General features: G+C 58.3%; 11 protein-coding genes. 6 read left to right on the forward strand and 5 right to left on the reverse strand.

The features are described from left to right. The first annotated feature begins 336 nt into the window (after positions 1-336). Both IQ254_RS10400 and IQ254_RS10405 read left to right on the forward strand, forming a co-directional pair. Complete coding sequence (locus IQ254_RS10400; protein WP_193966113.1) at positions 337-1,317, forward strand: integron integrase; 981 nt, start codon at positions 337-339, stop codon at positions 1,315-1,317. Positions 1,318-1,761: 444 nt separating this feature from the next. Continuing rightward, the gene (locus IQ254_RS10405; RefSeq protein WP_193966114.1) at positions 1,762-2,052 is read left to right on the forward strand and encodes a hypothetical protein; all 291 of its coding nucleotides are present in this window, start codon (positions 1,762-1,764) and stop codon (positions 2,050-2,052) included. A gap of 190 nt (positions 2,053-2,242) precedes the next feature. Here IQ254_RS10405 and dnaK read toward each other — a convergent pair whose 3' ends face one another. Together dnaK and IQ254_RS10415 are read right to left on the reverse strand one after the other, a co-directional pair. Beyond that, positions 2,243-4,153 (reverse strand): molecular chaperone DnaK, encoded by a 1,911-nt coding sequence (gene dnaK, locus IQ254_RS10410; RefSeq protein ID WP_193966115.1) that lies wholly within the window; start codon positions 4,151-4,153, stop codon positions 2,243-2,245. 318 nt (positions 4,154-4,471) lie between these two features. After that, on the reverse strand, positions 4,472-4,939 hold the full coding sequence (locus IQ254_RS10415; RefSeq protein ID WP_193966116.1) for a hypothetical protein: 468 nt from the start codon (positions 4,937-4,939) through the stop codon (positions 4,472-4,474). 166 nt (positions 4,940-5,105) lie between these two features. Here IQ254_RS10415 and IQ254_RS10420 point away from each other — a divergent pair, with 166 nt between their 5' ends. The 3 genes from IQ254_RS10420 (at position 5,106) to IQ254_RS10430 (ending at position 9,108) form a co-directional block, all read left to right on the forward strand. After that, complete coding sequence (locus tag IQ254_RS10420) at positions 5,106-7,427, forward strand: tetratricopeptide repeat protein (RefSeq protein WP_193966117.1); 2,322 nt, start codon at positions 5,106-5,108, stop codon at positions 7,425-7,427. A gap of 182 nt (positions 7,428-7,609) precedes the next feature. Next, positions 7,610-8,188, forward strand: a complete 579-nt coding sequence (gene hemJ / locus IQ254_RS10425) for a protoporphyrinogen oxidase HemJ (protein ID WP_193966118.1) — start codon at positions 7,610-7,612, stop codon at positions 8,186-8,188. A 188-nt stretch (positions 8,189-8,376) separates the two neighbouring features. Next, positions 8,377-9,108 carry a TIR domain-containing protein gene (locus tag IQ254_RS10430; RefSeq protein ID WP_193966119.1) on the forward strand — a complete coding sequence of 244 codons (732 nt, stop codon included), beginning with the start codon at positions 8,377-8,379 and terminating at the stop codon, positions 9,106-9,108. Positions 9,109-9,110: 2 nt separating this feature from the next. Here the strand turns inward: IQ254_RS10430 and IQ254_RS10435 are convergent, their stop codons facing one another. Then, positions 9,111-9,893, reverse strand: coding sequence for an ABC transporter permease (locus tag IQ254_RS10435; protein ID WP_193966155.1), 783 nt, complete (start codon positions 9,891-9,893; stop codon positions 9,111-9,113). Beyond that, positions 9,893-10,651 (reverse strand): ABC-2 family transporter protein, encoded by a 759-nt coding sequence (locus IQ254_RS10440; protein ID WP_193966156.1) that lies wholly within the window; start codon positions 10,649-10,651, stop codon positions 9,893-9,895. Before IQ254_RS10440 ends, IQ254_RS10435 begins: the two co-directional genes overlap by 1 nt. 344 nt (positions 10,652-10,995) lie before the next feature. Between IQ254_RS10440 and IQ254_RS10445 the strand changes: the two genes are divergently transcribed. Continuing rightward, positions 10,996-11,964: a sialate O-acetylesterase gene (locus IQ254_RS10445; protein WP_193966120.1), complete on the forward strand. Its 969-nt coding sequence runs from the start codon at positions 10,996-10,998 to the stop codon at positions 11,962-11,964. Between the two features lie 316 nt (positions 11,965-12,280). Here IQ254_RS10445 and IQ254_RS10450 read toward each other — a convergent pair whose 3' ends face one another. Then, the gene (locus IQ254_RS10450) at positions 12,281-12,955 is read right to left on the reverse strand and encodes a response regulator transcription factor (protein WP_193966121.1); all 675 of its coding nucleotides are present in this window, start codon (positions 12,953-12,955) and stop codon (positions 12,281-12,283) included. Positions 12,956-12,989 lie beyond the last annotated feature (34 nt).

Consider the following 12,989-nt stretch of genomic DNA (forward strand, 5'->3'; position numbering starts at 1 on the left):
AACCTCGTCTGCTGATGCTACCCTCCCATTACTGGTTGAATATTCCGATGCGGACATCTGCCTGAACACTGGCAGGGAAGGACTTTCAGGAGTCCTTCCAACTCCCCCGAACGACTTCGAGTCGCGCGGCTAACAATCTTATTAGAGAGAAAGTTTCCGTATATTATCCCTGTCAGGGTAGATAGGCAGAAAGTTTCGGTATATCTACCTCAATCTGCCAGATCGCGCGAAACTTTCCGTATATTATCCGGATCTGGGTGGATATCCGGAAACTTTCCGCATATCTTAGCCATAGTACGTATAGACTATAAGTAGCATTTATCACGTTGCCTACTGATGGCACATGAACCTTCCCTCCAGAAGAGACCCAAAAAGCTGTTAGATCAGGTCAGTGAGTCCATGCGGTTGAAGCATTATGCCTACCGTACAGAAGAAACCTATATCCAGTGGATTAGGCGATACATTCTGTTTCACAATAAGCGTCATCCTAGAGAGATGGGGCGGCCTGAGATTGAAGCTTTTTTGACGAACCTGGCTGTAAATCGGCAGGTTGCGGCCTCGACTCAAAACCAAGCACTTAACGCTGTATTGTTTCTGTACCGTGAGGTTTTAGGGATTGAGATTGCTGGCATCAACGCTGTTAGGGCTAACCAACCGCGCAATTTGCCGGTCGTTTTAACCAAGGCCGAAGCATTGGCCATCCTTGAGAGGATCGATGGTGCTCAGCAGCTTGTGGTCAAGCTTCTCTATGGCAGTGGCTTGCGACTCTCCGAAGCATTGCAATTGCGGATTAAAGATCTTGATTTTGCCCAACAGCAAATCATCGTCAGAGACGGTAAGGGGCGAAAGAATCGGGTCACGATGCTGCCAGTGAGCGCACTCGCAGAACTTCAGGACCATTTGGTCGGTATTCGGCGACAACACCAGCAAGACTTAGGACGTGGTTTTGGGTCGGTCTTTTTACCGTTTGCCTTAGAACGGAAGTATCCCAATGCTAATCGAGACTGGATATGGCAGTATGTTTTCCCAGCGGGCCGAATCGTGAGAGGCCCTCGAAGTGGAGAAATGCGGCGGCACCATTTGCATGAGAGCGGGATTCAAAAAGCAGTCAAGCAAGCCGTTCGGCAGGCACAAATTGCTAAGAAAGTCGGTTGTCATACATTTCGCCATAGCTTTGCGACTCACCTTTTAGAAGCTGGCTATGACATTCGCACGATACAGGAACTTCTGGGTCACAAAGACGTAAAGACAACCATGATTTATACCCACGTCTTAAACCGAGGCGGACGAGGGGTGAGAAGTCCGCTGGATAGTTAGTACAGCGGCCATGCCCTAATCATTCCAGTACGGTTGACTGAGGGCAGGTGCACCAGTACACTCAGACCTTAAGCCGCTCAGCAATGTGCGGTGACTCCACAGGACTCGAAAACTTTAGCGCTGCCGGAAGGTGTTAGCACCACCAACCGACAGCTGACCCCGCAAATCTAACAGGCAGATTGCGAGGCTACGGTCGATCGTACCCTAGCCCCCTCAGTTTGCACCTCAACTGCGGGCGGCTAGGGTTTTCGCGTTCTGTTTTCCTCAGCCTTTCCCCTCCACTGGAGGGGTGCCCGCAGGGCGGGGTGGGTCTGTCTCGGCATACACCAGTCGCTTACTGCGAGTAAGTGCTTGTCGCGCAGGTTTTACCCACCCCCTGCCCCTCCCGTTCAGGGATTTGCGGTTAGGGCTTGCTCACTGAAAACGCAAAAGGAAGCAGAACCGATGTTTGAATCTAAGGAAACTCCAGGGACCGGATCCCTGCCTGTACCGCCCAGTTCTGGGACTACAAATAGAGGGACTCGGTCCCTCAACCCAGAGAAAGTGCGCCACCTGCTCTACGGCAGCCTTGCCGGGATAGACCGCACCATCAAAAGCCTCCACGCTCTCGGCTACGCCGAGCCCAACGACTGGTCAGAGCCCATGCCCGTGCCGCCCAGCAGTGCCGAGCCCCGGTTGTCGAGCGAAGTCGAGACATGGATGGTGATACTGACCAAAACCTTGCTGCTGGAGTAAACAGTCGCTTACTTTTGCCCCAGAGCCCGCAATTTTCCGCATTCAGGGCTCGACCAGAAACCCGGTTTCGGTGGCCCGGTGACCCAGATGACCCATTTGGCCCAATCGCCCTCAACCACAAAAAAAGCGGATAGCGATCAGCTATCCGCCTCTTTGCTAGCCGGAGCAAGGCTGGGGGTTAGTTACCCCGTTAGTTAGAGCCAGGCTCAGAGAACTCGGCATCGATCACATCATCGCCACCGTCGCTATCGCCGGAGGTGGCATCGGGGCCGGGGGCGGCACCTTCGGCAGTGTCGCCGCCCGCCTGCTGATACAGGTTGGTGCTGATGCCGTAGAGGGTTTGCTGTAGCTCACTGGTGAGGGTTTTGATGGTGTCAAAGTCCTCGGCTTCGATCGCAGCCCGCAGATCCTTGATTTGCCCTTCGGCCTTCTCCTTGTCGGCGGCGGGCACCTTGTCACCCATGTCGGTCAGCTGCTTCTCAGCCTGGTACGAGAGCGAGTCGGCCTGGTTCTTGAGGTCGATACGCTCGCGCCGCTCTTTGTCGGCAGCGGAGTTAGCTTCGGCATCTTTCACCATGCGCTCGACTTCGTTTTCGTCGAGGGTAGAAGCACCCGAGATGGTGATGGTCTGCTCTTTGCCGGTGCCCTTATCTTTGGCGGTGACATTGAGAATGCCGTTGGCATCAATGTCGAAGATCACCTCGATTTGGGGCACGCCTCGGGGCGCCGGGGGAATGCCGGAGAGCTGGAAGGTACCGAGACTCTTGTTGTCGGTAGCCATTTCGCGCTCACCCTGGAGCACCTTGATCTCCACGTTGGTCTGGCCATCTTGGGCGGTGGAGAACACCTCCGACTTTTTGGTGGGGATGGTGGTGTTGCGGGTGATCAGCTTGGTCATGACGCCGCCCAGGGTTTCGACCCCCAGCGATAGCGGCGTGACATCTAGCAGCAGAATGTCTTTGACTTCCCCAGCCAGTACGCCGCCCTGAATCGCCGCACCGACAGCCACCACTTCGTCGGGGTTAACGGTTTCGTTGGGCTCTTTGTCAAGGGTGCGCTTGACCACGTCCTTAATGGCGGGGATGCGGGTGGAACCACCCACCAGCACCACTTCGTCGATGGCGGTCTTGGCGATTTTGGCATCTTTCAAGGCCTGCTCGACGGGGATGCGGCAGCGATCGATCAGATCGGCGCAGAGTTCTTCGAACTTGGCCCGGGTCAGGGTCATTTCCAGGTGCTTGGGGCCATCCTGGGTCGCGGTGATGAAGGGCAGGTTGATTTCGGCCTGGGTCACGCTCGACAGCTCAATTTTGGCTTTCTCAGCGGCTTCGGTCAGCCGCTGGAGAGCCTGCTTGTCTTTGCGCAGGTCGATGCCTTCGAGCTTTTGGAACTCACTGGCGAGATAATCGACGATCTTTTTGTCGAAGTCGTCGCCGCCCAGGTGGGTGTCACCGGAGGTGGCCAGCACTTCAAACACGCCGTCGCCCACTTCGAGAATGGAGACGTCGAAGGTACCACCGCCCAGGTCAAAGACCAGAATGGTTTCGTTGCTCTTGCGATCGAGGCCGTAGGCGAGCGACGCTGCCGTGGGCTCGTTGATAATGCGCAGGACTTCTAGACCGGCGATTTTACCGGCGTCTTTGGTGGCCTGGCGCTGGGAGTCGTTGAAGTAGGCGGGCACAGTGATCACCGCCTGGGTGACCTTCTCGCCGAGATACTTACCGGCGTCGTCGGCGAGCTTGCGCAGCACCTGGGCCGAAATCTCTTCGGGCGAAAACTGCTGGCCCGCTTGGGGACAGTCAATTTTGACGTTGTTGCCCACGTTCAGCACTTTGTAGGCCACTTCGGTAGACTCGGTTTTAACCTCGTCGTAGCGACGGCCAATAAAGCGCTTGACAGAATAAAAGGTGTTTTCGGTGTTCATCACCGCCTGGCGCTTGGCGATTTGACCCACCAGGCGATCGCCATTCTTAGCGTAGGCGACAACCGAGGGGGTAGTGCGAAAACCTTCGGCGTTAGCGATTACGGTAGGTTTACCCCCTTCCATAACGGCAACCACTGAGTTAGTGGTACCCAGGTCAATTCCAACTACTTTTCCCATATTTTTTGCTCCGGCTTGACAGATATTCCTATATTGCTGGCAAATCCCCTTTCTCTGAAGGGGGGGATACCGAACCGTTAGAGGCGTGGTTAACGCCGGAGAGGGGTTTGGGCTGGTGGATGGACAGGGGGCCTAGCTGAGGCTGGATGATCTCACGATAGCCACAGACACCGAGGTGATGATGGTTAGCGTTACGGCTTGTTTGGCTCTTGGCGCGTGAGTAAACAGCGATTAAAGGAGCGTTGGCTTTCGTTGCTGCGTCGGCCAGTCAACAGGCCTTCAATACCAATAGGCTCAATACCAATAGGCTCATTGAGGTCAGGCCATTCGATCGCATAGCCATCCCCGTCCTAGAGCCGTGAGGCGTAGGTTGACGATCGCACGTTTATAAACCACAATCAATCGCTGCTCGGCCAGCCCTTGCAGCAACCGCTGGCGATCGCCAGCTGGCACCCGCCGACGGATCTGGTCGGGGCCAATGCGGCCCCCAAGGCACGATCGCAGAATTAGCTTCTCATCGGGGGTGACGGGCCAGACCGAGCGATCGAGGTTGAGCAGGGTTTTGCCGGTAAGGGTGAGGCCAAACTGGCTGATATCGTGGTCATAGGTGAGCCAACCCCTAACCTGAAGGGTCTGACAGGCCTGGGTGCGCCGTTTGAACGAGCTTTTGAGCGCAGTCGGTAGCGCGGTGAGGGTGTCGCAGCGGCCGCCAGCCGCCTCAAGGTGGCTTAAAATATCCAGCTCAAGGGGAGTTGGTGCTGACGGCGTAGCGAGGGAGGCAGTCATTGGGACTGATAATGGAGCTGTTGTCCTGAAATGTTGGGCTTGGGCCTGAAATGTGATGAAAGGGGCGACGGTGATGGCCCCAGGATGTCAATCTTGTGGCATCGCTCTAGTTCATACTAACTAGTCTATACCTGTCGCCTGCATCTTACCCATTGTGACCGCTGCCGTGTCTTTGACGTCTCAAACCTATCTGGGCCACAACCAGGAAGCCTACCAGGAGCTGCGGTTGGCTCTACAGCTCAACCTGCGACGGCAGCTGCTGCTGGCGGTGTGCGATGACGCGGCCCTGCAAGAGCAGCTGGCCCAGCGCCTGGAGGTCCACTTTGCTCCCCTGCCCGATACGGTGCCCCTGGCCCCGGAGGTGCGATCGCGGCAGTTGACGTTAGCCACCCTGCGACTCAGCGGCGATCGCCCCGACCTGGTGCGCGAAGTCTTGCGCTGGCTCAAGCAGCAGCAGCGACTGCGGGGGACTGTGCCGACCACACCTGTCTTTCAAATTGTGGGCATCGACCAGCTCACCCGCCAGTCGCCCACGGTGCAAAATCGGTTTTTGGCCTCGCTGATTCGGGTCGATGCGCTGCTGACTCAGCTCGACTGTCGGCTGGTGGTGTGGGTACCGCGCCCCTGGCTGGGCAAAATTCGCCAGTCGGTGCCAGGGTTTTGGCGATCGCGCAGCGGTCTCTTTGAGTTTGTGGGCGACCCTGCCCCAGTTGTCCCGGCAGGGCAGGGGCCATCCGCTCCCAGTGCTGGCCCGTATCACGCGGCGGCCCCCAGGCTAACTCAGGCCGCACCAACTCAAGACGCCCCTGCCCAACCTGAACTGTGGCGGGTGCTCCGCGATGACCTGTCTACCTTTGAGCAGACTGCTCCCAGCGCCGCTGAGGTGACTTCACCGTCTGCCGCGCCGCCAGCCCCTACCGCGCCCGCGCCGCCGCCTGCCGCTACCGAACGACCGCCATTGCTTGACCTCCCTACCCTGTTGGGAACAGCAAATGCTCCAGATGCCTCCAAGCCAAGCGCTAATGCTGCTGGCACGGCTTTAAGACCGGGGGAATTTGCCAGTGTGGCGATGCCCCCGGTAGGCGCTACAGCCGCAGAGACCCTGGCGGCGCTGCAAGCGTCTCTGCCGATGCTACCCGACCTGGAGCAATCCTCGGCCTCGGCTTTGTCTACCGACCGTCCTTTTTCACAGACCCTACAACTACCGGTTGACTTAGCTGAAGATGCGGCTTTGGCAAACCTCTGGCACTACATTCAACAGCTGGCTGACCAGCAGGCCGGGCCCCTCACCCTGTCGCGCGCCTATCTCACCCTGGGGCAAATGGTGCGCGATCGCGCGGTGGTCAATGCCCCCACGGCGAATGCCCTAGGGTTTGCCGCTGCTGTCTACGACAGGGCGCTGGTGGGGCTGCCCGAAGGGGGAACCGATTGGTGTGACGCCCTCAACGACCTGGCCAGCCTCTACTGGCTTCAGGGGCAGCAGGGCGATATGGCCGCCGCCGCCCCCTGGCTAAAACGCAGCATTGAAACCTACGAAAAGGCCGTTAAAGGAAGTCAGAAAACGATTCCCGCCGACACCCTGGGGCGGATCTACGGCAACCTGGGCACCGTCTACGGGCTGTTGGCCAACCTAGACGATCCGGTGCTCTGTCTGGAGCAGGCGGTAGCGGCCTATCAGCGAGCGATCGAGCAATGCCCCGCAGCCCAGGCACCCCTGGACTATGCCAACCTGCAAAATAGTTTGGGCGCCATTCACTGGCGGCTGTCCCAATATGCTGACGCGGCCTCTCCAGGGGAGAACCGTGCTCAATACCACCTGACCCAGGCGGTTACGGCCTACGACGCAGCACTGCAGCACCGTACCGCTGAAGCTGCGCCCCTGGAGTATGCCATGGTGCAAAACAACCTGGGCATCGCCTACTGGAGTTTGGCCCAGCACCAGCAGCCGGTAGTGTTGCTCGAACGGGCGATCGCAGCCTATCGGTCGGCCCTCACCTACCGCACCCTGGATGTGGCTCCAGCGGGCTGTGCGGCCACCGCTAACAACCTGGGCACCGCCTACTGGGATCTGGCTCAGCAGGTGGCCCTCACTAGCGAGCACCGGATCGATGCTCTACAACAGGCGATCGAAGCCTACGAAGCCGCCCTGTCCGCCGCCGAAATTGCCCTGCAAGCGCCATCCTCCCCCGACCTCGGGTTTGACCTGTGGGCCACCTGCCACAGTGCTGGGGTAGTGCATGATCAGCTGGCTCAAGCCCTGCCCGCCGACCAGGCCGAAACCCGCCAGCGCCATCTGCAAGCAGCTTTACAGCATTACCTGTTAGCCTACCGAGGCTGGCGCGACAGCCCCCCTCAGCTGGAGGTGCTGATTACAGCCCTGGTCTACAACGCCCACCTCAATTTCGAAATCTTTGGCACTGCGGGGCAGCAGACGGTATTGTCAAAACTCCCTGGTGAACTGCTGCCTGAGGTGCTGCGACGGCTGTAGGAAAGAACGGGCTGGAGGTGACAAACACGCTGCTCCCTAAAATTCAAAATCTAAAATCTAAAACATTAAGAACCGTCGCGGCTGCCTTCTCAAGGACAAACCCTTGGATAACAATGAAAGGCGTATTAACGATTTGCAACATCTCGCCAGAGCAATGCTCTCGTTGAGATTAGAGGAGCTCTATGGCCTACTACTGGTTTAAAGCGTTTCACATCATTGGGGTGGTAGTGTGGTTCGCCGGGTTGTTTTACCTGGTGCGTCTGTTTATCTATCACGTCGAAGCCGAGGCCGAGCCAGAGCCTGCCCAGGGCATTCTCAAAAAGCAGTACACCATTATGGAAAAGCGCCTCTACGGCATTATCACGACCCCCGGCATGGTGGTGACGGTGGTGATGGCCATTGGGCTATTGGTGCAAATGCCCGAGTATCTAAAAGACGGCTGGATGCACATCAAGCTGGGCCTGGTGGCGGTGCTACTGGGCTATCACTTCTACTGTGGGCGGCTGATGCGCCAGCTTCACCGGGGTGAATGCGGCTGGTCGAGCCAGCGGCTGCGGGCGCTGAATGAAGCCCCGACCCTGCTGCTGGTGGTGATTGTCATGCTGGTGATCTTTAAGAACAACTTCCCCACAGGGGCCACCACCTGGTTGATAGCGGGGCTGGTGGTGGTGATGGCCGCAACGATTCAACTCTATGCTCGCAAGCGTCGGCTCGACCAAGAAAAAGAAGCCCTGGGCGCTGCCCCCGAGCCCCAGGCCTGACCCCATGGGTGAGGTAACTCCACGCTATTCATAGGCCACACCCGGGCAAACTACACCGAACTTTGCCTTTGAGAATGGGTACTCTCAGGCAGAGGACTGAGGGCAAAAGCTCAGGCAGAAGGACTAGTTGACCTGGGCATAGTTTGGTCGCACTGCTAGTGTGGGTGCCAGTTTTGCATAATTCCAATATGGCTGGTGACCTCCAGCACGCTACCAATCCGACAGCTCAGGTATTTTTGGCCTATGCTGCCGCAGACTGGCCGAGCCCGGGGAGGAATGACGGCGCTGCGATCGCCCCTGCTGCCATCGTCGAGGCTCTGCGCCAGTTGCTGACCGAGGCCCAGATGGCCTACTGGGAGTGCCCGACGCCATGGCCTACTGCTGTTGACTCCGAGTCAGCGATCTCTCGGGCGACCGAAGCGTGCGATAACTACCTGCTGGTGCTGACGCCCCGTGTTTTGGCCGACGCGCTTTGCCTACAGGGGCTGCTGTTTGCCCTCAGCATGAATAAGCGAATTGTGCCGGTGCTGGCCGCACCTGTCGCTGTCGAGCATTTGCCAGAGCCGCTGCAAACGCTAGGGATCATTGACTTGCGAAGGAGTGGTTTGCCGTTAGGGCAGACCACTGAAGGCCGTCAGCTGGTGCAAACCCTGAGCCACGAGGCTCACTATCACCAGACCCACACACAGCTATTGGTTAGAGCCTTGCAGTGGGAGCGGCAGCAGCGTGACCCTACCCTGCTCTCCAGGGGGGCAGAACTGGCCGGTTACCAACGCTGGCTGGCTAGGGCCCAGCGGCGATCGCGCCATCAGCCGATTCAGCTGCAAACCCTATACGTGGCCGAAAGTGCCCGCCACTGGGGCGATCGCGATAGTCCTATGGCGGGCACGACTCGCTGGCTCAAGGATTGGCTGCTGTAGCCCTAACTCGATGCGCTGGTGTAAAATCGCAGGGCAAAGCGCCAAAATTGGTTGGCCAGCACCAGCAGCACTACTGCCAGCAGGGCTGAGGCCAGCAGCCACCAGCCACTGCCCTCCCCCCGCATGGTTTGGGCCGGCACCGTGGTCAAAAACGCCACCGGCACCACAAAGGTAAAAAACACCCGATAGGCCACTGGATAGGCTGCGATCGGGAACCGCCCCGCCTCTAGCAGCCCCCGCAGTACCTCGGTAACATTGTAGATTTTGACAAACCAAATGCTGGTGGCCCCCAGCATAAACCACAGGCTGTAGAGGGTAATGGCCCCAAAGGTCAGGGGTAGCAGCGCCAGCCCGTAGTCGGCCCAGCCCAGACCCAGGCGACGACCCGCGTAGCCAATCATGGCCAGGCCAAATAGCACGTCGGGCAGGCCCCAGGGCGAAATCACGCGGGTCGAGAGCCAAAACTGGGAGCTGATGGGCTTGAGCAGCACAAAATCGAGGGTGCCCTGCTGCACCTGGGTGACAATTTTGTTCAGGTTGGGAATCAGGATCGTGGTCGAGAACCCTTGCAGCACGGTGAAGAGCCCCAGTACCAGCAGCGCGGCCTCCCAGTTCCAGCCCTCGAACTGGTAGCCGGTGCGATAGAACAAAAATAAGCCAAACAGGCTGCCCACCAACCCCCCCAGGCTAATCAGGGCAGTGACGATAAAGTTGAGCCGATACTCTAGTTCGGCGGCGATCGCCGTACCCCAAAACAGCCCCAGTACCCGCCAATAGCGCCGCATTATGCCCCCATACCTGAATACTGCTTCAGCCCCTGCCGCCAGAGCCAGCGGTTGAGCCCCCAAAACAGCGCTAACCATAGAATCATCGCCATAAATCCCTGGGCTACGTTTTCGGGCCGATTAATCAGCAAACTGGCCGGAAAGTAAATCAGGTAGGGGAAGGGCGTCCACAGCACCACCGCGCGCACCGCATCGGGAAACAACGCCAGCGGCGCTACCATGCCCGACAAAAAGGTGTAGAGCAAAAACCAAAACTGCTCCAGGGCGCTGGCCCGCTCAGTCCAAAACGCGGCCAGGGCAAAGGTGTACTGCATCAAAAACCGCAGACAAAAGGCCAGCACAATCGCCAGCAGCCCCAGCACGAGGTTGCCGAGGCTGGGTAGCCAGGCGGCGTAGGGGTAGAGCAGCAAAAACAGCCCCACCAGCAAAATGGCAAAGGGCAGCCGCGCAAACCGTTCTGACACATGGCTAAAGAAATGTCGCCACACCGGGTCAATGGGCTGCAGCAGGTAGGGCGACAGCCTGCCCTCCACCACCTCGCGCTCAAACTCCCAGATCACCCACACTACGGTGAACTGGCGCACCAAAAATACGGCCAAAAAGTATTGCACCAGCTCGGTGGGGGTGAGATCGAAGCGATCGCCCTGGGCCGCCTCGACCCACAGCCCCATCAGAATCAGCGGAAAGGTGCCTGAGAGCACCCAAAACACCAGCTCGGCCCGGTACTCCACCATGTAGGCGTAGTACACCGACAGCATGACGCGGGCGACTTTAAAGGCTTTTGGCACCACAGACCTCAGGGTGGTTTAACCCCTATCCTAGGCTGATTCCAGAGTTGATTGCCCTCTGGTTCAAGACTCGTCATCGCCAAAAGCGCCTGCCGTTTTTAGCCGAAATCCTATCTGTATACCCCCGGTTTGTAGGGGCATTGCAGTGCAATGCTCCCTACGAGGTATCGGTTTCGAATCGGGGTTGTATGACTCGGATTTGGGATTAGACGTTCAGCCCCTGCTCGATTGCTCCCTGCAATCGATTCGCCAGGAGTTTGATCTGCTGCCGCTGATGAAGTAGGTTGTAGCGGGCATAGGGCAAAATTTTTCGCATGATAGAAAGCATTCCGGTGACAGGGCTACTGGTGGCAAGTTTGCTGGCGATCGCCTATCTGGCGGGTTACAAAACCCGAGGACGTGGCCCCCTGCGGGAGCAGCTTTTGAGCCGCCTGCGACCCAACAACGAGCAGATCCTCGCTGGCTACAGGGCGGTCGACCGCCCCGCCAATGCCATTGTGATCGCCCAGTTTGGCCAGAGCAATGCCGCCAACTACGTTCAGCCGCAGGCCTCGATTGACCTCCCCAGCAGCCTGGTACAGTACGACTGGAAGAGCGATCAATTTTTTTGCTACCAAGAGCCCCTGCTGGGGGCAGATGGCTCGGGGGGCCATGTCTTGACCTATACCGCCGTCGCCATCGCCCGGGCCTCGAGTCGCCCGGTGATCGTAGTGTCGTGGGGAGTAGGGGGGGCATCGGTTTTAGACTGGGCCTACGGCAATTTGTCGTATCAGCACGACCTGGTTTTAGACCGTTTGCGGCAGCGCCACCTGGTGCCAGATATCGTCCTGTGGCACCAGGGAGAAAGTGATGCGGGCCCCCCTGGAGATGGGGAAGCCTGGGCCAGCCTTCCCTATTTTTCTGATCCCAGTTCCCTGGAGGTTGGCTTTGGCCTGACAACGGAGACCTATGCCGGGGCGCTCACGGCGATCATCCACAAAACCCTGCACGCTTTTCCTGAGACTCGCGTTGGCGTGGCCTTGGCCTCTCGCTGCGAAAGTCTAAACGCGAACCCCTGTGAGCGCGTGCGCCAGGGCCAGCAGCAGGCCACGGCAGTCGATCAGCGGGTCTTTGTGGTAGCCGATAGCGATCGCATCTGGGGGCCAGCCTATCGTTACGATGGCTGCCATTTTTCTGCCGTGGGGGCCCAACGGCTGGCTGACGACTATTACCGGGCGATCGCGCCGATTCTGGGTTTACCTGAGCTCACACCAACCCCTGACGACCACCCTGGCATCGCCTGAGGTGCTGGGGCTAGTACCGAATCCTGGTGACATATCCCCGATTGCCAGGGGCATAGCCTGCTATGCCCCTACGAGGTTCATCATCGTGAATCGGGATTTTCCAAAGCCGCCTGGCGCAGTATTTCCCGCTGACGACCCCGAGGAGATGTTTCAGCCGATCCTCCAGGGCTTAATCGATCATTAACCCAACGGGTGGTGACCGCCGCCATGATGAAGGAGAACCATTCATGCATTTTTAAATGCGGTTCGCACCTGACTCACATCCTCTAGCCCGGTCCACGATCGGGCTTTTTTTACGAACTTTTATCGCCACCCCTCAGTCGCGCAGCACATAGCCCACGCCCCGCATGGTCTGGATCAAACGGCTTTCGCCCTCGGCCTCAAGTTTGAGGCGCAGGTAGCGAACGTAGACTTCAATGATGTTGGAATCGCCCATGAAGTCGTAGCCCCAGACCTCTTCGAGGATGCGATCGCGGGTCAGTACCTGGCGCGAGTTGGTCATCAGGTAGTCGAGCAGGTCAAACTCTTTAGCGGTCAGCTCAATGGCCCGCTGGCCCCGGTGCACTTCGCGACTGCGGCGATCGAGGGTGAGATCGCCAAACACTAAAAGCTCGGCATCCTGGGGTTCAGTCCGGCGTAGATGGGCCCGCACTCGGGCCAGCAGTTCTTCGATGCTAAAGGGCTTGACGACGTAATCGTCGGCCCCGGCATCGAGCCCTTCGACCCGATCGCTGACATCATCCTTGGCGGTCAGCAAAATTACCGGGGTGGCATTGCCGGTTTGCCGCAGGCGACGGCAGACTTCCACCCCGCTCAGCCCCGGCATCATCCAATCGAGAATGATCAGATCGGGGATCTGGTCTCGGGCGGCCATCAATCCAGAGAGGCCGTCGTGGGCAACGGCGACCTCATAGCCTTCGTAGGACAGCTCCAGCTGCACAAACTTGGCCAGTTTTTCTTCGTCTTCAACCACTAAAATGCGAGCGCCCATAGCTATATCTCCTGAGGGGGTCAGTCTAAAACAG

Origin of the sequence: Nodosilinea sp. LEGE 07088, from assembly GCF_015207395.1 — a bacterium.
Taxonomy (GTDB): domain Bacteria; phylum Cyanobacteriota; class Cyanobacteriia; order Phormidesmidales; family Phormidesmidaceae; genus Nodosilinea.

Coding starts and splice junctions, on each gene's coding strand:
- IQ254_RS10400 (WP_193966113.1), top strand. CDS start 337: ATGGCACATGAACCTTCCCTCCAGAAGAGACCCAAAAAGCTGTTAGAT.
- IQ254_RS10405 (WP_193966114.1), top strand. CDS start 1,762: ATGTTTGAATCTAAGGAAACTCCAGGGACCGGATCCCTGCCTGTACCG.
- dnaK (WP_193966115.1), bottom strand. CDS start 4,153: ATGGGAAAAGTAGTTGGAATTGACCTGGGTACCACTAACTCAGTGGTT.
- IQ254_RS10415 (WP_193966116.1), bottom strand. CDS start 4,939: ATGACTGCCTCCCTCGCTACGCCGTCAGCACCAACTCCCCTTGAGCTG.
- hemJ (WP_193966118.1), top strand. CDS start 7,610: ATGGCCTACTACTGGTTTAAAGCGTTTCACATCATTGGGGTGGTAGTG.
- IQ254_RS10430 (WP_193966119.1), top strand. CDS start 8,377: ATGGCTGGTGACCTCCAGCACGCTACCAATCCGACAGCTCAGGTATTT.
- IQ254_RS10435 (WP_193966155.1), bottom strand. CDS start 9,893: ATGCGGCGCTATTGGCGGGTACTGGGGCTGTTTTGGGGTACGGCGATC.
- IQ254_RS10440 (WP_193966156.1), bottom strand. CDS start 10,651: ATGCTGTCGGTGTACTACGCCTACATGGTGGAGTACCGGGCCGAGCTG.
- IQ254_RS10445 (WP_193966120.1), top strand. CDS start 10,996: ATGATAGAAAGCATTCCGGTGACAGGGCTACTGGTGGCAAGTTTGCTG.
- IQ254_RS10450 (WP_193966121.1), bottom strand. CDS start 12,955: ATGGGCGCTCGCATTTTAGTGGTTGAAGACGAAGAAAAACTGGCCAAG.